The organism is Polaromonas sp. (genome assembly GCF_029945925.1).
In the GTDB taxonomy this organism is placed as follows: domain Bacteria; phylum Pseudomonadota; class Gammaproteobacteria; order Burkholderiales; family Burkholderiaceae_C; genus Polaromonas.
Genome location: NZ_JAQSDN010000052.1, coordinates 1 through 19241, shown reverse-complemented (window position 1 = coordinate 19241; position 19241 = coordinate 1). Strand labels below are relative to the sequence as shown.

The 19241-nt window shown below is 64.2% G+C and carries 20 protein-coding genes; 5 read left to right on the top strand and 15 right to left on the bottom strand.

The features are described 5' to 3' along the window. Positions 1–214: 214 nt before the first annotated feature. A complete protein-coding gene (locus PSV40_RS18345; RefSeq protein ID WP_300540460.1) occupies positions 215–400 on the bottom strand; it encodes a hypothetical protein in 186 nt (61 codons plus the stop codon). A 104-nt stretch (positions 401–504) separates the two neighbouring features. Between PSV40_RS18345 and PSV40_RS18340 the strand changes: the two genes are divergently transcribed. Next, a complete protein-coding gene (locus PSV40_RS18340) occupies positions 505–2736 on the top strand; it encodes a PAS domain S-box protein (RefSeq protein ID WP_300540458.1) in 2232 nt (743 codons plus the stop codon). Between the two features lie 63 nt (positions 2737–2799). On the opposite strand, the gene PSV40_RS18335 is transcribed toward PSV40_RS18340, so the two are convergent. The 10 genes from PSV40_RS18335 to PSV40_RS18290 form a co-directional block, all read right to left on the bottom strand. Then, complete coding sequence (locus tag PSV40_RS18335; protein WP_300540456.1) at positions 2800–3798, bottom strand: recombination-associated protein RdgC; 999 nt, start codon at positions 3796–3798, stop codon at positions 2800–2802. A 160-nt stretch (positions 3799–3958) separates the two neighbouring features. Beyond that, positions 3959–4504, bottom strand: a complete 546-nt coding sequence (locus PSV40_RS18330; RefSeq protein ID WP_300540454.1) for an NUDIX hydrolase — start codon at positions 4502–4504, stop codon at positions 3959–3961. Positions 4505–4569: 65 nt separating this feature from the next. Next, on the bottom strand, positions 4570–5622 hold the full coding sequence (locus PSV40_RS18325) for a TRAP transporter substrate-binding protein (RefSeq protein ID WP_300540452.1): 1053 nt from the start codon (positions 5620–5622) through the stop codon (positions 4570–4572). Between the two features lie 79 nt (positions 5623–5701). Next, the gene (locus tag PSV40_RS18320) at positions 5702–7021 is read right to left on the bottom strand and encodes a TRAP transporter large permease (protein WP_300540451.1); all 1320 of its coding nucleotides are present in this window, start codon (positions 7019–7021) and stop codon (positions 5702–5704) included. Continuing rightward, complete coding sequence (locus PSV40_RS18315) at positions 7018–7500, bottom strand: TRAP transporter small permease subunit (RefSeq protein ID WP_300540449.1); 483 nt, start codon at positions 7498–7500, stop codon at positions 7018–7020. The genes PSV40_RS18320 and PSV40_RS18315 overlap by 4 nt, the downstream gene beginning before the upstream one ends. 184 nt (positions 7501–7684) lie before the next feature. Further along, a complete protein-coding gene (locus tag PSV40_RS18310) occupies positions 7685–8380 on the bottom strand; it encodes a fumarylacetoacetate hydrolase family protein (protein ID WP_300540447.1) in 696 nt (231 codons plus the stop codon). Beyond that, positions 8377–9444, bottom strand: a complete 1068-nt coding sequence (gene gtdA, locus PSV40_RS18305; protein ID WP_300540445.1) for a gentisate 1,2-dioxygenase — start codon at positions 9442–9444, stop codon at positions 8377–8379. The genes PSV40_RS18310 and gtdA overlap by 4 nt, the downstream gene beginning before the upstream one ends. 22 nt (positions 9445–9466) lie before the next feature. Then, positions 9467–10813, bottom strand: coding sequence for an FAD-dependent oxidoreductase (locus PSV40_RS18300; protein WP_300540443.1), 1347 nt, complete (start codon positions 10811–10813; stop codon positions 9467–9469). An 18-nt stretch (positions 10814–10831) separates the two neighbouring features. After that, positions 10832–11839, bottom strand: coding sequence for a tripartite tricarboxylate transporter substrate binding protein (locus tag PSV40_RS18295; protein ID WP_300540441.1), 1008 nt, complete (start codon positions 11837–11839; stop codon positions 10832–10834). A gap of 25 nt (positions 11840–11864) precedes the next feature. After that, complete coding sequence (locus tag PSV40_RS18290) at positions 11865–13058, bottom strand: 3-hydroxybenzoate 6-monooxygenase (RefSeq protein ID WP_300540439.1); 1194 nt, start codon at positions 13056–13058, stop codon at positions 11865–11867. 190 nt (positions 13059–13248) lie between these two features. Between PSV40_RS18290 and PSV40_RS18285 the strand changes: the two genes are divergently transcribed. Further along, positions 13249–13689 (top strand): MarR family transcriptional regulator, encoded by a 441-nt coding sequence (locus PSV40_RS18285; RefSeq protein ID WP_300540437.1) that lies wholly within the window; start codon positions 13249–13251, stop codon positions 13687–13689. Between the two features lie 27 nt (positions 13690–13716). On the opposite strand, the gene PSV40_RS18280 is transcribed toward PSV40_RS18285, so the two are convergent. Genes PSV40_RS18280 through PSV40_RS18265 form a run of 4 tightly spaced genes read right to left on the bottom strand, consistent with a single transcriptional unit; the run spans position 13717 to position 17320 of the window. Beyond that, on the bottom strand, positions 13717–14019 hold the full coding sequence (locus tag PSV40_RS18280; RefSeq protein ID WP_300540435.1) for an antibiotic biosynthesis monooxygenase: 303 nt from the start codon (positions 14017–14019) through the stop codon (positions 13717–13719). Between the two features lie 30 nt (positions 14020–14049). After that, complete coding sequence (locus tag PSV40_RS18275) at positions 14050–14373, bottom strand: 2Fe-2S iron-sulfur cluster-binding protein (RefSeq protein ID WP_300540433.1); 324 nt, start codon at positions 14371–14373, stop codon at positions 14050–14052. Between the two features lie 14 nt (positions 14374–14387). Continuing rightward, complete coding sequence (locus tag PSV40_RS18270; protein WP_300540431.1) at positions 14388–15872, bottom strand: glutamine synthetase family protein; 1485 nt, start codon at positions 15870–15872, stop codon at positions 14388–14390. A gap of 5 nt (positions 15873–15877) precedes the next feature. Then, positions 15878–17320: a Rieske 2Fe-2S domain-containing protein gene (locus PSV40_RS18265; protein WP_300540429.1), complete on the bottom strand. Its 1443-nt coding sequence runs from the start codon at positions 17318–17320 to the stop codon at positions 15878–15880. A 58-nt stretch (positions 17321–17378) separates the two neighbouring features. Here PSV40_RS18265 and PSV40_RS18260 point away from each other — a divergent pair, with 58 nt between their 5' ends. The 3 genes from PSV40_RS18260 to PSV40_RS18250 are packed head-to-tail and all read left to right on the top strand — an operon-like array spanning position 17379 to position 19094. Further along, a complete protein-coding gene (locus PSV40_RS18260) occupies positions 17379–18101 on the top strand; it encodes a GntR family transcriptional regulator (RefSeq protein WP_300540427.1) in 723 nt (240 codons plus the stop codon). Further along, positions 18098–18799 carry an AzlC family ABC transporter permease gene (locus PSV40_RS18255; protein WP_300540425.1) on the top strand — a complete coding sequence of 234 codons (702 nt, stop codon included), beginning with the start codon at positions 18098–18100 and terminating at the stop codon, positions 18797–18799. Before PSV40_RS18260 ends, PSV40_RS18255 begins: the two co-directional genes overlap by 4 nt. Beyond that, a complete protein-coding gene (locus PSV40_RS18250; protein WP_300540423.1) occupies positions 18789–19094 on the top strand; it encodes an AzlD domain-containing protein in 306 nt (101 codons plus the stop codon). Before PSV40_RS18255 ends, PSV40_RS18250 begins: the two co-directional genes overlap by 11 nt. Positions 19095–19241 lie beyond the last annotated feature (147 nt).

Below are 19241 nucleotides of genomic sequence, written 5' to 3'. Positions count from 1 at the left end.
GCGCACTTGCATGGGGTGCAAGGGGTCGAAGGTTCGAATCCTTTCACACCGACCATTGGTTCTGACGAAGGCCTCCAAGTAGCGATATTTGGAGGCCTTTTTCATGGGCGAATCAATCGCTCGCGCTTGACAGGCACACACGGTCTGACAGCGGCAGTCAAACCCAGGCTCGGAAATAGGGGCAAGGTTCTGTAAAACATCGGGCGCTGGCACGTCAGGCGCTAAACTGATCGAAAGCGCGAAAGCGCGAAAGCGCGAAAGCGCGAAAGCGCGAAAGCGCGAAAGCGTTGCGTTGAACCCTTGTGCCGAACGCACCGGCGCGGTGTCCTGTTTGCATGGAGATGTTCTCCGCCACGCAGAAGGCGACCCACGAAAGAGCTGGCTTATGAAGGCGATCCATCAGAGAATTTCACAGGCCGAATCCTGGGCCAGCATGGTTGATGGCCCGGGCAGGCCAGTCACCGTGGACACGCCACGGGCATGTGTCTGGATGAGGTTCAGTACGTGAGCGAAACGCAGTTTCGCCTGCTGACTGACGCAATGTCCCAGATCGTCTGGGTGATGCGGGCGGATGGCACCTACACTTGGTTCAATCAACGCTGGCTGGACTACACCGGCTTGTTCATGGAGGAGAGCCTCGGCCGTGGCTTGACCGGCTTGGTTCATCCCGATGACGACCTGCGTGGATCCCGGCTTCTGAAGCAGGCTCTCGCAAGCGGCCAGCCCTGCGAGATCGAATACCGGCTGCGCCGTGCCGACGGTGTTTACCGCTGGATGTTGTGCCGCGCACTCCCGCAGCGGGATGCCACGGGCCAGACGATCCAATGGCTGGGCACCCTGACCGACATCGACGAGCTGAAACAGGCGGCGGAACTTCTGGAGAAGGATATCTTCATGACCCGCATCGCCGGCCGGGTCGCGCGCCTTGGCGGATGGACGATTGACCTGCCCGAGCGCGTGCTGACCTGGTCGGTGGAAAATTGTCTGATCCACGACGTGCCACCGGGTTACAAGCCGACGCTGGAAGAGGGGATTGGCTACTTTCTTCCGGAGCACCGGCCCCTCGTCATCCAGCATGTGGAGGCTTGCGTGCAGCACGGCACGCCTTATGAATTTGTGCTTCCCAAGATGACCGCCAAGGGCCGGCGCATCTGGGTGCGTTCGCTCGGCGAGGCGGTGCGGGATGCTTCCGGAAAGATTGTCCGCATTCAGGGGGCGTTCCAGGACATCTCGGAGCAGAAGGCCGCGGAGGCCCATACGCGTGCGCTGGAGACACAGCTCGCCACCACGCTGGAGAGCATCACGGACGGCTTTTGCCTGATCGACAAGGACTGGAAATTCACCTTCCTCAATGGACAGGCGGAACGCATGCTCCAGCGCCATCGGACAGACCTCCTGGGCAAGCTCCTCTGGCAGGAGTTCCCCGAGACCATGGCGGGCGCGATAGAGCGTGAAGCCCGACTGGCCGTTGATGAGCAGCGCACGACCCGCTTTGAAACCTTTTACCAGCCGCTGGAAACCTGGTTCGATATCCACGTCTACCCCACTGAGTCGGGAATTGCTGTCTATTTTCAGGACATCACGCAAAGACGCCTGGAACATGCGCAATTGCGGCTGCTTGAAACGGCGGTCTCCCGCCTGAACGACATGGTGGTCATCACGGAGGCAGAGGCCTTCGACGATGCGGGTCCACGCATTGTTTTTGTCAACGACGCCTTTGAGCGCCACACCGGCTACAGCCGCTTCGAAGTGATCGGAAATACCTCCAGGCTCCTGTGGGGACCCAAGACCCAGCATGCCGAGCTGGACCGGATTCGCGCCGCCATGGAAAAGTGGGAGCGTGTGCGTTCCGAGGTGGTCGTCTACACCAAGGCAGGCAGGGAACTCTGGCTGGAGATTGATGTCACGCCCATCACCGACGAGACCGGCAGGCACACCCATTGGGTGGCGGTGGAGCGCGACGTCTCGGAGCGCAGGCAGCAACAGCAGGAAATCCTCGGCCTCAACAGCGAACTTGAAGACCGGGTGTTGCTGCGCACTGCCCAGCTGGCAACGGCGAACAAGGAACTGGAGTCCTTTGCCTATTCCGTCTCCCATGACCTGCGCTCTCCCCTCAATACCATCCACGGGTTCAGCCAGTTGCTGGCCAAAATAGACGCGGAGCACATCAGTGAAAAGGGCAAACACTACCTGAACCGGATCGGCGTCGGGGTCATGCAGATGGGCGAGTTGATCGAGGGCCTGCTGACCCTTGCCCACCTGTCGCGCGAGCAACTGAAGTCGGAGCGTGTCGACCTGTCGGCCGTTGCGCGGCGAATCGAAAACGATTGCCGGGAGCGGGAGCCCGAGCGCCAGGTCCAGGTGAACATTCATGACGGTTTGACCGCGCACGGTGACCCTCGCCTGCTGTCAGCCGTGCTGCAAAATCTGCTGGCCAACGCCTGGAAATTCAGCGCCAAGGAGCCGCAGGCGCGCATTGAGGTGGGCAGCCAGCTGGACGCCGGGGGTGACACCGTCTTTTATGTGAAGGACAACGGTGCCGGGTTTGACATGGCTTTCACCCACAAGCTTTTCGGCACCTTCGAACGCCTTCATTCGCCCGGAGACTTTCCCGGTACCGGCATCGGGCTGGCCACGGTGAAGCGGGTCATTGAGCGTCATGGCGGCCGCGTCTGGGCAGAAGGCAAACCGAACGGCGGCGCCACCTTCTTTTTCACGCTGGGCCAATCGAACTGAACTCCACCCGCCGCATGGGGGAGGGTGGCCCAGGTCGGGGACTGGTCTGGCTGGCCGGTATCTTCAGGCGATGGCGATGGCGGGATCGGGCACCGGTTGCGGGGCCTGCGCAGCGCCCGGCTGGGCGGCGGCCGCATCGTGCGCCAGCTCGCCGCCCAGTGCTTCCAGCAGGTCGGGAATCAGGGCCGACAGCTCACCCGTCACGATGGCGGCATCGGCATCGAACCCGTCGTCGTCCTTGCCCTTGTCCTGGACGCCGTCCAGCACCACGTCGAGCAGCTTGAGTTTTCTGATCTGGGCCATGTCGGTGAGCACGAAGGACACACGGTCGTTCCATGTCATGGCCAGCTGTGTCGGCACCTTGCCCGCGGCGATGTGTTCGGCAACTTCGTCGATCTCCAGTGCGTGGCGCGAATAACGGACGGTTGATTTCTGGTCGTCGGGCATCTTGAGTTCGCAGTCCCGGTCGATGGTGAAGCCGACGGGAGCCTCCCGGCTGGCAAGCCAATGCGCCATGGCGATCGCGGCCGACATCGTGGTCTGCACGGGCCGTGCCATGAGGCCTGCACCGGAGCCTGGTATCCCGCTGAGCGCTTCCAGCAGCTGGCTCACCACCTTGTCGGCACCGGTCAGGCTGCCGGAGTCCACGACCAGGAACTTGTTGACCGGGTCTACCCACAAGGTGGTGGACGAGCGTTTGGTGAAGGCGCGCGGCAGCAGGTCGAGGATGGCTTCTTCCTTGAACTCCTTCTTGATCCTGGCGCCCACGCGTTCATGACCGGTTTCCTGCTTGTACTTTTCAATGCGCTGCTCGACGGCGTCCTTGACGGCGGAGGCGGGTAGCGGCCGGCGCTCGGTGCACAGGCGCAGGATGAGCTGCGGGCCGACGCTTTCGGCCAGCACCGTGCTCTTGTTGCCGCGCGGGGGCACCCAGCCGCTGGACTCGGCCTGGGTGGCGCCACAGGGCATGAATCGGGTCGTCTGAAGTGTTTCTTCCAGTGCCTCAAGGGGCGGCAGGGCGAAGTCGTCGGCAATGCGGAAAAAAGAAGCGGCTTTGAACATGAAATTCCGGTGTGGGGTGTCAGAGGGGTGGGCGGCCGGCAGGCCGGTCAGAAAGTGTTGCGGAGCGAGCGTCTGGCTGAGGAAATTCTAAGTGACGCTCAGGCCGAATGAGGCACTTGCTTACCTTGAGACCGGGCGCCGGAGGCTCCCTGGCGAAAGCTCATGCGATATCGATCACATGGATGCTGTAAGCGCCCTGGCGGCGGTCTGAAAAATAGCGGGCCAGCGTTTCTTTCACGGTTCTGAATGCCAGGTCATCCCAGGGAATTTCGGCTTCGGTGAAGAGCCGGGCCTCGATCGTTTCGTGTCCGGGATGGAACTGGTCGCTGAGCAGCCGTGCGCGGTAGTAGAGATGGACCTGGCCAACACGTTCCACATTCATCACGCTGAACAGGTCTTCCATTTCAAACTGTGCGCCGGCTTCCTCGTCGGTTTCGCGTGCGGCGCCCTGCGACGTGGTTTCGTTGAGCTCCATGAAGCCCGCAGGCAGTGTCCATTTGCCCCAGCGTGGTTCGATGTTGCGTTTGCACAGCAATACCCTGTCGCCCCAGTGGGGCACGGTGCCGACCACATTGAGCGGGTTTTCGTAGTGGATGGTGCCGCAGGCCGGGCAGACGGCCCGCTCCCGGGTGTCACCGTCATCTGGTATGCGGTAGGTCACCGCGGTGCCGCAGTTTCTGCAATGTTTGATGGGACTGCGGTACATGGGACAAGTTTAGTTTGAAACCAAAAAGGGCTCCCGAGGGAGCCCTTTGTTCCAGGCGCCTGCGCTCAGGCTTTGGTGGTTTTGGTGTGCTTCTCGATGAGGCTGCGGGCCGTGTCCAGCAATTTCTTGCCGTCGAACCCACGCTTGTTCATGTCCTCGACCCACTCGACTTCCACGGTGCGTGACTTGCGGCGGAATTCCTGGGCTTCCGCCGGGCTCACGGTGTAGATCGTGTTGCCGCGGTCGCTGGCGGTCTTGCGGCCCGGGACGTCGTTGCCCTGCTGGACCTTGCCCAGCCAGGCGGAGGTGGCCATGCCGGAGTTGTTGTCGATGACTTTTTTCAGGTCAGGGGCCAGCGAGTTGTACTTGGCCTTGTTCATGGCCATCACAAAGGTGGTGGTGTACAGGCTGCCTCCTGCCGGATCGAACTCGGCATGGAATTTGGTGAGCTCGTTGACCTTGACCGAGGGCACGACTTCCCACGGAATCACGCAGCCATTGATGGTGCCTTTGCTCAGCGCATCGGTGATGGCCGGCAGCGGCATGCCTACCGGGATGGCGCCCAGCATGCCCATCAGCTTGGTGACCTGACGGGTCGGCGCGCGCATTTTGAGGCCGCGCATGTCGGCGATGGACCGGACGGGTTTGTCGACGGTGTGAATCACCCCCGGGCCGTGCACGTGCAGTGCCAGAACCTGGGTGTCCTTGAATTCATCCGGGGCCATGGTCTGCACGTATTCCCAGTAGGCCTTGGACGTTGCTTCGGCATTGGACATCATGAACGGCAGCTCAAAAGCCTCGATGCGGGGGAAGCGGCCCGCGGTGTTGCCTGGCAGGGTCCACACCACGTCCACGACACCGTCCTTGGCCTGGTCGTAAAGCTGCACCGGCGTGCCGCCCAGCTGCATGGCGGGGTAGGCCTCGAACTTGATGCGGCCGCCCGACTCTTTCTCGACCTTCTCCATCCAGGGCTTGTGCATGCCCAGCCAGACATTGGAGGCTGGGGACATGAAGGTGTGGAACTTCAGGGTGACCGCCTGCTGGGCCAGGCCCGACAGGGCGGGTGCGCCCAGCGCAGCCGCTGCGCCGGTTTTGAGAAGAGTGCGTCGCTGAATCATGTGTTGTCTCCGGTAAGGGTGGTTGTAAATTAATGCAGGAAGAAACGTTTGTGAACCCGTGATTGCCCTGATGGGGGGGCTAGCTGATGTACTTTACAAGCCACAGCGAGATGCCGGGGAAGAACAGCAGCAGCGCGGTCCGCAGGGCGTCGCTGATCAGGAAGGGCACGACACCGCGATAACTCTCGCTGATGGGTACGTCCTTGGCCATGCTGTTGACGACGTAGACGTTCAGGCCCACCGGCGGTGCCAGCAGTCCAAAACCGACGGTCATCAGCACCATGATGCCGAACCAGATCGCGACGGACTCCCTGGGCATGCCGAAATCGAGCGCCATGACCATCGGAAAGAAGATCGGAATGGTCAGCAGCAGCATGGACAGCTCGTCCATGACAGCGCCCAGCACCACGTAAAACAGCAGGATGGCGGTGACCACCATCAGCGGCTGCAAGCCCCAACTGCCGACCACTTCAGCCAGCTGGTTGGGCACCTGGGTCAGCGCGAGCGCCGAGTTCATGAGGTCGGCACCGATGAAAATCAGGAAAATCATGGCCGAACTCTCCGCCGTTGCATAAAAGCAGCGGAGGAATTTGGCCCAGGTCAGTTCCCGCTTGAACAATGCCGCGACGAAGGTGGCTGCCGCGCCGACCGCCGCACCCTCGGTCGGCGTGAAGTAGCCGCCATAAATGCCACCGAACACCAGCAGGAAAATGACGATGATGGGCAGGACGGCCAACGCAGCGCGCAGCGAGATCCCTTCGCTGTCGGTATCGACCTCCGGCGCCTGGCCCGGGACCAGGCGCACATAGATGGCGATGGCGGTGATGTAGCCCAGCATGGCGATCAGGCCCGGCACCATGGCTGCTGCAAACAGCTTGGCAATGTTCTGCTCCGTCAAAATGGCGTAGATCACCAGCGGGACCGAGGGTGGAATCAGGATGCCCAACGTCCCGCCGGCGGCCAGCGTGGCCGTGGACAGGCGCCCGGAGTAGCCGTGGCGTTTCATCTCGGGCAGGGCCACGCTGGTGATGGTGGCGGCGGTGGCAACCGAGGAACCGCAGATGGCGCCGAAGGCCGCGCTCGCCAGCACCGAGGCCATGGCCAGCCCGCCCTTGAAGTGGCGCATGGTGCTGGCGGCAAACTGGAACAACGCCTTGCTGATGCCGCCCTGGGTCGCGAAATGGCCCATCAGGATGAACAGCGGAATCACCGACAGGTCGTAACTGGCAAAGCGGGCAAAGGCCTGGGTATTGAGAAAGCTGGAGAAGGGCGCCCAGCCGGTTTGCGTCACGTAGCCGATGCCGCCTGCTGCAAACATGGCGATCGAAATCGGCACCCGCAGCGCCATCAGGCCCAGCATGACGCCAAAGATGAGGAGGGTCAACGTGATGGCGGTCATGCGTGCGCTCCCACATCACCACCGAGGCCGAAGAGGCTCTGGTAGAGCCCGATCACCGACGTCAGGACAAAAGCCGGCACCATGGCCACGTAAACGGTCCACACGGGAAAGCCCAGGATCTGCGTTTCGGAATGGGTCTCGTAGGAATTCAGGCCGCCGAGTGTGGTGCGCCAGGCCAGGAAGGCGAACACCAATGCCAGCAACAAGGCGCCCAGGCGGTCCAGCCTGGCGTTGGTCTCGTGGCTGAGCCCGGTGGTGAAGAAGTCCACGATGATGTTGCCGCGCTGGAGCTGGCAATAAGGCATGAACAGGGCGATGGCTGCCCCGGTGGCGACGCCGGTCAGCTCAAAATCGCCGACCAGCGTGGCGCCGGTGGTGTTGCGGCCTATCAGGCTGAAGCAGGTCATCAGGGTGATGCCGGTTAACAACAGGCCCGCCAGGATGGCGCAAAGCTTTGCAAGGTTCTGCAGGATTTTCAAACGGGGATCTCCCAGGGATCGGGCGGGTGGGGACGGAGGGCGCACCGGAAGGCCCGGCGCCGCAATGGTGGAGATTATCCGGGGGCCCGGACGGACGGGGCAGGCGGGATACCCGCAAGGCGCCGGGTATTTGCGCGATGATCGGAGCGCTTGCGCGAAAAGCGCGCAAGCGCCCGGCACGCGATCAGGCCACCTTGACGGTCAATGTGCCCAGTCCCTTGACTTCGCCGACCATGGTGTCGCCCGACACCACGGCCGCCACACCTTCGGGCGTACCCGTGTAGATCAGGTCACCGGGCTGAAGCTCCCAGGCGGCGGACAGGTGTTCAATGGTCTCGGAAATGTTCCAGATGAGCTTGGACACATTGCTGCGCTGGCGGTCCTTGCCATCGACCTGCACGTACAGCTCGGCATGGGCGACATCGCCGGCCTTGGCGGCCGGTGTGATCGGGCCGATCGGTGCGGAGTGGTCATAGGCCTTGCCGATGCACCAGGGGCGCCCCTGCTTCTTCATGTCGCCCTGCAGGTCGCGGCGTGTCATGTCAAGGCCCACGGCATAACCAAAGATGTGCTTGTGCGCATCGGCGGCCTTGATGTTTTTGCCGCCCGTGCCTATGGCCACCACGAGTTCGATCTCATGGTGCAGATTCTTGGTCAGGCTGGGGTAGGGGATGGTGCCGGTCTGACCGGCGTCCACCACCACCACCGCGTCGGCAGGCTTCAGGAAGAAAAACGGCGGCTCGCGGCCGGTAAAACCCATCTCCTTGGCATGCTCTTCGTAGTTGCGACCCACGCAATAGATGCGGTGCACCGGAAAGCGCTCGGTGGTGCCGACAACGGGGACGGACACCACCGGCGGCGGGGTAAAAACAAAGCTCATGACAACCTCTCTTCTCTGTGTATGCCCAGTGCCTGATGCACCGGGCGGTCTGAAAAACTGAACAACACACAGCCCTGCGCCGAGCGCAGCCGGGCGGTGTGCCACGACGGGATCACAAAATGGTCGCGCGGACCGAACTCAAAGGCCTGCTCCTGACCGGCCGGGCCGATCAGCACCGAGCCGTGGCCTTCGACAACGCTGAACACCGCGCCGTCGGTTTGCCGCCAGGGCAGGCCGGAAAAACCGGCCGGCAGACGTTGCATGAAGGTGCCCATGGTGGGCATCGGCGAGCCGCCGGTCGCCGGGTTCACATAACGCAGCTTCACGCCGTCCCAGGCGTCAATCGGTGCCTGTTGCTCCAGCGTGTGCAATGCCTCGCGCGTACGTTCATAAGGATAGCTGAAGATCGGCGAAGTCTGGCCGAACGGGGCGTCGTAACGCACCGGCAGCATGTTGGCGCCGTAACGCTGGTAACTGGTGCCTTCGGTCCGGGTGACCACCTGCACGCGTTCGGTGTGGTTCTCGGCAAAGCCGGCGTCGAAAAAACGCAGCATGGGAATATCCAGGCCGTCGAGCCAGACCACCGGCTCGCCGCCTTCCAGCGCGCCCAGGTTGCCATGGTCATGCCAGGTCCAGCTGGGCGTGATGATGAAATCACCGGGCGCCATGGTGGTGCGTTCACCGTCCACCGCAGTGTAGGCGCCGCGTCCGTGGACGACAAAACGCAGCGCACTCTGGGTATGGCGGTGGCTGGGCGCGATTTCGCCGGGCAGGATCAGTTGCAGGCCGGCATACAGCGACTGCGTGATGCACGACTGGCCCGGCAGCGCGGGGTTTTCCAGGATCAGCACGCGGCGCACGGCTTCTTCGGCGGTGATCAGTTCGCCGGACTGCATCAGCCAGGGATGGACCTTGTCCCAGGCCCAGAAGGCCGGCACGCAGGGCGTGGCCGGCTGCGGGGGCACCAGCGCATGCAACACCTCCCACAGGGGAGTCATGTTTTGTGCGCGTATCGCTTCATAAAAGGTCTGGCGGGTATTGCCGGCGGGGGGCGTTATGTCCATGGTCTGGTTCCGTTTCGCGGTTTCAGCGGTCAAAATAAACACCGTCGTCCAGCAGCACCTGCTGCAGACGGGCGACATCGGTGGCGGCAAAGGCCGCCCCATCAGCTAGCCGTGCAGCGGCGGTGCCTGCCGCCTGGCCCATCACAAAACAGCCACCGCTGGCGCGCGCTGCCGACTGGCCTTCGTGGGCCATGGACGCACAGCGGCCGGCGACCAGCAGGTTGTCCACCTCGCGCGTGACCAGCATGCGCCAGGGCAGGTCGTTGTAGACCCGGTTTTCATCGCGCGGAAAGCCCCAGCTGATGGCGCCGTCCACATGCATTTCCATGGGCCAGGCGTTGATGCCGATCACGTCGGAAAAACGCGCCGAAGACAGGATGTCCTCGCCGGTCAGCATGTAGGCCCCGCAGATGCGGCGTGTTTCGCGGATGCCGACCTGGGGCGCGATGTCAATGATGGACGAGTCTGCAAACCCGGGCACCTCGTTTTTGAGAAAGCGGAAATATTCGGTGATCTGCCGCCGTCCTTCGAGTTCGCCCTCGCTGAGCTGGCGCGCGTCGGTGGCGTCCATCGCGTTGCCGGCCGCGTTGCGGATCTGCGTGACATTGGCGCGCCACTCGGCGGGATTTTTCTGCGGACGCAGGATGGCGCCCTTGCGCGGGAACTGGTAGCGCCCCGGATGGCGCGTTTCGCTTTGTTCCATCAGGTCGTTGATGGCCTTGAACTCACCGACCGCCGCCAGCGCCGGCCCGGCATCGACATGACCGACACGAAACATGGTGGACGGAAACAGGGCGCTGCCGTGGCCGTCACCGAGCTCGAAAGGCACGCCCGCGAAATGCGCCACATCGGCATCCCCCGAGCAGTCGATGAAGCGGTGCGCCCGGATCGCCTGGCGGCCGGATTTGGTTTCAACCACCAGGGCCGTGATGGCATGGCCGTCCATCAGCACTGCGGCCGCCCACGCGTGAAACAGGAGCTGCACACCGCTGGCCACCAGCATCTGGTCGGCCGCACACTTGTAGGCCGAGACATCGTAGGAGCGCACGCGGATGCGGCCGCCCATGCCGTCCTGCGGCTGGTTCAGTCCACCCAGCGCGTCCATGCGCGCCAGCAGGTCGTCCACCACCCCATGCACCAGCTGCTGCATCTCGCCGTTTTTGCGGCCATACAGCCCCGCAAAATTGGTGACACCGCCGGCCGTTCCCATGCCGCCCAGAAAACCGTAACGCTCGACCAGCAGGGTGCGCGCGCCATGTTTGGCGGCACTGACACTGGCCGCCAGGCCGGCCGGCCCGCCACCGATCACGACAACATCGAATTCGCCGTAAACAGGCAGGGAGCGCGCGGGCTCGTTGATAAAGCTCATGGCGGGTTTCAGACAGCCTCAGTCAATTTTGATGCCGCGCATCGTGATGATGCCACCCATGATGGCGGTTTCACTGCGGATGCGGCTGCTCAGGCCTTCAGGCGAGGTACCCACCGCCTGCCAGCCCTGGTTGAACAGCTTCTGGCGCGTCTCATTGTCGCGAATGATGCGGGGCACTTCCTGCGCCAGGCGCGCCTGCGCTGCCTTTGACAGCCTGGCCGGGCCGACCAGCGCGGTCCAGACTTCAAGGTTGAGGTTGCGTACGTCGGCCTCGGACAAGGAGGGGATTTCGCTTGCCAGCGCACTGCGGCCGCTGGTCAGTCCGATGGCCTTGAGTTTGCCGGCTTTGATCTGCGGCAGCGCGATGCCGGGCGGCACCAGTGCCATCTGGATCTGGCCGCCGAGCAACGCCGTGATCACCTGTGGGTTGCCCTGGTAGGGAACATGCACGGCAGCCAGATTGCCGGCCTTGGTCTTGAGCAGTTCCATGCCCAGATGGCCGACCGAACCGTTGCCAACCGAGCCATAGTTCCATTTGTCACCGGCGTTGCGGGCGGCCAGGAAGAAGTCGTTGCCGGACGGCTGGTTCACCGGTGCCACCAGTACCAGCGGTGCGGTGGTCAGCAGCGAGATGGGGGTGAAGTCCTTGGCCGGGTCATAGGGCAGCCTGGAATACAGCATCTTGGCCGAAGTCAGGTTGCCGTTGATCACCACGCCGAGGGTGTGATCATCGGTCGCCTTGGACACGAGGTCGGCAGCAATGTTGCCCGAGGCGCCGGGCCGGTTTTCCACGATGACCGGTTGGCCCAGTGCGCGCGACAGCGGCTCGGCCAGCGTGCGTGCGGCCATGTCCGGGGTGGAGCCACCGGGGAAACCCACCAGAAGCTTGACGGTCCGCGTTGGCCAGTTGGCGGTCACCGGCGCCGCTTCCTTGGCCACCGGCTTCTTTGGCGTAGTTTGAGCTGTAGCCATTACGGGCAGTGCCAATGCTGCTATCAATACAGTAGCGAGTCTGAAAATGTTCATGCAAACCTCCATTGATGAAAGCTTGTTATTGGAACAGTTTTGACGGCTCGATCCCGTCGTACATCCACTTCAGTCCTGCAAATCCAGCGCTTTCGTTGCCACTTTGAAACAGCTGGTTGCGCAGCTCGCGTTGCACGCCGGCGGCATGGTAAATGTCGCCATAGAAACGCGCGGTCAACTGCACCCTTCCGGTGCGCAGGTAGCGGGCCTGCTGGTATTTCTGGAAAGCCAGCGGCACATCGTCGCGCGCAAAGCGCAGGGCTTCGCACAGCACCACCGCGTCTTCGATCGCCTGCCCCGCGCCCTGGGCCAGGTACTGCAGCATCGGGTGGGCCGCGTCGCCGAGCAGCGTCACGCGCCCGTCGGTCCAGTTCTTCACCGGCTCGCGGTCGCACAGCACCCACATTTTCCAGGTCTCGATCTTGCCGAGCAGCTCCCGGACCTGTGGACAGGCGTCGCGGAACCGTTCTGTCAGTTCCGCCGGGTCACCGAAGGTGTTCCAGCCTTCGTCGTACTTGCTGCTGTGGAACACCGCGACCAGGTTGAACAGTTCGCCGCGGCGCAACGGGTAGTGCACCAGGTGCGTTTTTTCGCCGCCCCAGAGCAGCACGTCGTCGCTCCACAGGTGAGCGGGAACGTCCTCGCGCTTGAGCACCGCGCGGTAGGCAATGTGGCCGGACACCCGGGGCTTGCCGTCGCCGACCACCGCTTCGCGCACCTTGCTCCACAGGCCGTCAGCCCCGATCAGCGCCACGCCCGGCAGGGTTTCGCCGCTGGCGAGGCGGACACGCACGCTGTCCGCGGTCTGTTCGAAAGACTCAAGCTTCGCCTGGGTGCGCAGCGTGATGTTGGGCAGTTCCCGGCAGGCGTCGAGAAACACCTGGTGCAGGTCGGCGCGGTAAATGACGCCATAGGGAAAACCGTAGGTGGCGCGGGAAACGTCGCCCAGCGGCACACGCACCACTTTTTCTCCTGTGCGCACATCGTTCATGCCCAGGCCGGGCGGGAAAAACGAGACCTTGCTGACCACATCGGTCAGGCCGAGCCAGGCAAACATCTTGAAAATATTCGGACCGAGCTGGATGCCGGCACCGATTTCACCGAAGCTGGTGGCCTGTTCCAGAACCGTCACGGCGTGGCCGTCGCGCGCCAGGACCAGGGCCGTCGCCAGGCCGCCTATGCCGCCGCCGGCAATGAGGATGGGGTGGGGAGATGTCACGGTGAGTCCAGTGTCTGTAGGGGAGGGTTGGGTAGATGATAAGTATACTTATTATCAATCCGTACAGTGATTACCCTGAGCTTGGGGAGCGCTGGGCGGGCCCACTGCGGCGCATCCGCCTTGCATCCCCTCCCGATCCGGCTGCCGCACATCCGCTAGGACCTGTTCAGCGCTCCCTTAAACTCCGGCCATGGCTAAAAGTTTCAATTTCGGCGAAGCGCCGGGGCACCAGATCCGGCGCGCGCACCAGTTGTCGATCGCCCTGTTCATGGACGAAACGGCCGGCTTTGACGTGACGCCGGTGCAGTTCGCGATTCTCAACGCCCTGATGGACGACCCCGGCGAAGACCAGGTCACGCTGGCGGGGCGGGTGGCCTTTGATGCCGCCACCTCGGGTTCGGTGATAGGGCGGCTCGAGGCCAAAGGCTGGGTGCGGCGCGAGGCGGATCCGTCGGACAAGCGGCGCAAGCTGCTCTGGGTCACGCCGGAAGGCGAAGAAGTCGCGCTGCAGATGAAGCGGGCCGTCAGCAAGGTCCAGACGCGCCTGATGGAGCCCCTGAGTGCTGCCGAGCGCAAGCAGTTCGGTGCGCTGATCGGCAAGCTGATCGCCGGCCACGAGGACATGGCCTGAGCCTGGCTTGCCCGAGGCCCCGCGCCCTCAGGCCGATTTGGCCAGCAGCGTGAAGTGCTCGACCACCGGCGGGCCGGCAAAAAACGGCCCGACGATGGCGCGCCACTCGGCGAAAGCCGGCGACTCCCGGAAACCGACGGTGTGGTCTTCCAGCTTCTCCCAGAAAATCTGCAGCACGTACCGCTCGGGGCTTTCAATGCCCTTGTTGACCTTGAAGCCCTGGAAGCCTTTGGCGCCCGCGATCACGGTGGTCAGGCCGCGTTGGATGGCTTCGTCAAAAGCGGCTTGCTGGCCGGGCTGGATGCGGATGTCGGCGAGTTCGAGAATCATGGTTGTCCTGTGCTTGGTGGAATGAGGCCGTCAGTATTGGCTGGCCGGTAACTCTACCGTCAAACCGTCGAGTGCGGGGCTCAAGCGGATCTGGCAGCTGAGCCGGCTGGCGGGCGTGGCTGGTACCGCCGTGAAAGCCAGCATGGCCCGCTCCTCGCCATCGGCCGGCGGCAACTGGCTGGCAAACGGTTCGTGCACCATCACATGGCAGGTCGCGCAGGTCAGGGTGCCGCCGCAGTCGGCCGCGATGCCGGTGATGCCGGCGGCCACCGCCGCTTCCATCAGGCTTTGGCCAATCTTGCCTCTAGCCCTTATGGGTTGTGCGCCAGCAGCTATGAAATTGATAGTAATCATGGGTGATTTGAACATCAGAGGCGGCTGAAATATTCGCGCCGCTGCCAGTCGTCCTTGTCTTCGGCCTGTTCATGGCGCGCGATTTCCGACTGCTTGATGCGCGTGAAATAGTGGATGAAGCTTTCGCCAAAAGCCTGCACCAGCACCGGGTCGGCCTGCAGGGCGTCCAGCGCCTCGCCCAGGCTGGTCGGGATGCGGGTGCCGGCGTCGCCATAGGGTGCATTGGTGGCCACCGGCGCCCTGAGCCCGCGGCGGATGCCGTCCAGCCCGGCGTGAATCTGCGACGCCAGGTAGAGGTAGGGGTTGGCGGCCGGTTCGCCGATGCGGTTTTCGATGCGTGTGGCCTTGTCCTGGCACTGGCCCACCACACGCAGCATGGCGCCGCGGTTGTCGCGGCCCCAGAGCACCGACTGCGGCGCCAGCGCATTCGGCCGGAAGCGGCCAAAACCGTTGATGGTTGGCGTGCAGAACACCGTCATGCCGCGTGCGTGCTCCAGCAGCCCGGCCAGGTAGTGCTCCCCGAGTTGGGAGAGCGTGTACTGCGCGTCGGTCGGCCGGGTGCCTGCTGCGGGTGCCTCACGCTGGAACCGGTTGGCACCGGTCTGCAAGTCCACCAGCGACTGGTGCAAATGCCAGCCACTGGACATGATGTTCGGAAACGGTGGTCGGCACATGAAGGTGGCGTAGTAGCCGGCGCGGCGCAGCGCCTGCTTCACCGCGCTGCGAAACAGCACCATGTTGTCGGCAGCGGTCAAGGCGTCGGTGGCCTCGAACACCGCTTCGACCTGGCTGGGGCCCAGCTCGATTTCCAGCGAATGCAGGGGCAGGCCCAGCGCCTGCGCCGTGCGCTGCACGATGCGCAGCGGCTCGTCGGCCATATCGACGCAGTTCTCTGCCAGCAGGTTGTAGCCGGGGTGGATCATCGCGACCCGGGGCGGCAGGCCAGGCCAGGCCGCCTGCTCCGGGTCCAGCTGGTCCCCGGCCCCGTCGTCGGTGATGCGGTAGATGTGAAACTCGATTTCCAGCCCGCATTTCATGCCGTAACCGGCCTCGGCCAGCTGCCCCAGGGCGCGCTGCAAAATGCGCCGCGTGTCCAGTTCGACGGCCGTGCCGTCTTGCATCCAGGGCTGGGCCTGGACCCAGCCGGTGGCCGGTGCCCAGGGCAGTTGCCGAAAGCTGGCGGGGTCGGCCAGCAGCAGCAGGTTGCTGGCGAACTCGAAGCCCGGCAAGCCGGCCGTGCCGCCGGCCTCGAAAACCTTGAAGGCGGTGCGATCCGACGTGTCCTTGAGCAGCAGGGTGCTGACCATGCCGACGCCGTCCTGCATGGCCCCGGCGGCAGCGCCGGCCACCAGGGTCTTGCCGCGCAGCATGCCGTGTATGTCGCACCAGGCAAAACGCACCAGCTCGACACCGCTGGCGTCCATCAGCTGCGCGGTGTGCGCCAGCGCGCGTTGCCGCGCCGCATCGTGGATGCCGCATTGCTCTGCGAAGGTCGGCACGGCCCTCACCCCAGCCCTCTCCCGGAGGGAGAGGGGCCCAGAGGCTCGGTGTCGACCCCCTCTCCCCGTGGGAGAGGGCAGGGGTGAGGGCTCCCCCTCCAGGGTGCATTGGCCTGCTTGGCCCGGGCCTGTTCCTGCCACCAGGCCGGCCATTCGCCGGCCGGGGCAATGCCGTCCACCGTGTCCGGGCCGCGCATCAGTTCGGCCTGCGTTGCATCAGCGATGCCCGGTGCAACGCCGCCTTCCTGCACGGTGGCAATCGCCTTGAGCAGGGCGCGCCGGTTCGCCATGATCACCTTGTCCGAGGTGCCCAGGTGCTCGCGGGTGCGGTCCTGGATGGCGCCCATGCTTTCGACCGCCCACTGGTCGTGCACATTGATGTCTTCCTCGCCCATGCCCAGGTAGGTCTGGGTGCGCTGTTCCTCGGCATTGAAGCCCCAGTGGTTGTGGCGCCCCGCGTTCGGAATGTAGTCGGGCAGCGAGATGAACTGCTGGCGCTGCGCGCGCATGCTCTCCTTGTCCAGCGGGCCGGCAAAACTCGTGAAGAAGGAGTACCAGTAGGTATGGGTGTCATCCACCGGCACATGCATCTGCGTGATGGTCATGGTTTCCGACAGCGGGATCACGAAGGTGGCCGGGAAAATCGCGTTGGTCACGCGCACATGCGTGAGCTTGTCGTTCATGGGGCGCAAGGCCGTCAGCTGCATGCCCCAGGGTTTGTTCTCAACACTGATCTCGGGCTGGGCGAACTCGCGCATGATGCGTGTCATCGGCCATTGCTCGCCGTCGATGGCGCCGGCGCTGGCGCTGCGGAACTGTTTGCCCGCCGCATTCTGGCCGATGTCCTCCAGCGCCTCGTCCTGCAGGAAGCGGTGCAGAAAGGAGGGGTGCGCCGGGTCGATGCCGACCTCAAAAGCCTGCAGCCAGTTGGCATTCCACAGGCCCTTGAAGGCAAAGCTGTGGGTGGATGGGGCGGTGAAGCAGTCGAAGGCGGGCAACGGGGGCGGGGTCGAGCCTTCCGGTCCCATCCAGGCAAAAAGCACACCGCTTTGTTCGCGTACCGGGTAGCTGCGCTGCTTCACGCGCTCGCACAGCTTGCTGCCCGTCGGTTCCGCCGGGGTGTCCAGGCACTGACCCGACACGTTGAACTTCCAGCCGTGGAAGGGGCAGCGCAGGCCGTCGCCCTCGGCCCGGCCAAACGACAGGTCGGCGCCGCGGTGCGGGCAGTCGCGGTCCAGGAGGCCGTAGCTGCCCTGGTCGTCGCGGAACAGCACCAGGTCCTGGCCCATCAGGCGCACGGCCTTGACCGGGCGTTTTTCCATGCGCGGGTCCAGCGCCGGGTTGAATTCATCGACCAGCGCCGCCGGCTGCCAGTAGCTGCGCAGCAGGGCGCCGCAGGGCGTGCCGGGGCCGACACGGGTGATCAAATCATTCTGTTCTGCGTTCATGGTGAGCCTTTGTCTAAAACGGTATACCGAAATTTGATTTCAGTGTACATTCCGCTTCATGAACTTGCAAGAGACCGTGTTGATCCAGTTGCGCGACCTGATCCTGCGCGGCGAATTCGGGCCCGGCCAGCGCCTGGCCGAGCAGCAGCTCGCCGAACGCCTGGGCGCTTCGCGCACCCCCGTGCGCGCCGCGCTGGTGACGCTGGAGCAGGAGGGACTGGTCGAGGCCAACGAGACCGGCAAGTTCCTGGTGCGCCAGTTCACGCCGCGTGAGGTGGCCGACGCGATTGCCGTGCGCGGGCATCTGGAAGGCATGGCGGCGCGCCTGGTGGCTGAACACGGCGTGTCGCGCCAATTGCAGCTGGACCTGCAGGCCTGCCTGGACGACGGGGACAGCGCGCTGGCGGCCAACCCGCTGACCTACGAAAATTATGCCGACTACGCGGCCATGAACGACCGCTTCCATGCGCTGATTCTGCAGGCCTGCGGCAACCGGGCGCTGCAGCGTGCTGTCGAACTCAACGACAAGCTGCCGTTTGCGCCGGCCTCGGCCATGCTGCCCATGCAGGGCACGGTCACGCTGGACCGCGACTGGATGCTGTACGCGCATCGCCAGCACCACATGCTGTTCGCTGCGCTCAAGGCCGGTGAGGGCGCACGTGCGCAGGCGCTGGCGGTCGAACACACGGAAGTGGCGCAGATGAATTTGCGCATGGCGCTGGAGCGCCGGGCCGAAACCGAGCAGGTGTTGCCGGCCATCCGCCTGGTGGTGGGGCGTTGACGGCGCCAGTGGCTCCGGTCAGTTTCACCTCGGCCGGTGTGCGACGCGGCTTCTTCGCCGCCCAGGTGCTGGCGCCGGGCGTGACGCTCTACGCCATGGTCTTTGGCGTGCTCGCCAGCGAACGCGGCATGACCTGGTTGCAGGCCATGCTGATGAGCGCCGCGGTCTATTCAGGCAGCGCGCAACTGGCGGCGCTGCAGGGCTGGACGGCGACGGCCGCGGTCACCCCGGTCATCGTCACCATCCTGGTGATGAACGCGCGGTATGTGCTCTACGGTGCGGCCATCCAGCCCTGGCTGGCCGGGCTGCCGCGCCACCAGAGCTGGGGCTCGCTGTTTTTCCTCGGGGACGGCAACTGGGCGATGGCGATGCGCGAGTACGAAACCGGCTACCGTGACGCGGGGTATGTGTTCGGCTCCGGCGTGGCGATGTTTGTGCCCTGGATCGGCGGCACGCTGGTGGGCCACCTGCTGGCGGGCAATGTGCCGAATCCGGCGGCCTTCGGGCTGGACTTCATGCTGGTGGCGTTTGCCGCGGCCATCGGCATGGTGCTGTGGCGCGGCAAGTCCGACCTGTGGCCGGTGGCTGCGGCAGGGCTGGTGGCGCTGGTGCTACACCGGCTGCTGCCGGGCGCCTGGTACATCGTCGGCGCGGGTGTCGCGGGTGGACTGATGGGAGCGTGGCGCCATGGCCGTTGAATCGACCTTTTTGCTGGCATTGGTGGGCATGGCGCTCGCGTCCTTCGCCTGCCGCATCAGCGGTTTCCTGCTGATGGGTTACGTGCGCATCACGCCGCGTGTGGAGGCCGCGCTCAAGGCCATTCCGCTGTCGGTGATGGTCGGCATCGTGACGCCGGCAGCCACTTCGGGCAAGCTGCCCGAACTGCTGGCCCTGCTGGCGGTGGGGCTGGTGATGAAGCTGGTGCGCAACGACCTGGCGGCCGCCGTGGCGGGGGCTGCCACGGTGGCCATCGCGCGCTGGGCTCTCGGCTAGGGCGGGCGGCGCTAAGTTGTCATTGCGGCCCTGAGCCGCAATCCATGCTGGCGCACTCGCAGCGGTGGTTATGCTGCATGGATCCCGGATCGAGTCCCATAAGCGCTAACTTAAAAATTCACTTTTGAGATATCCTTCGGCTGTTGC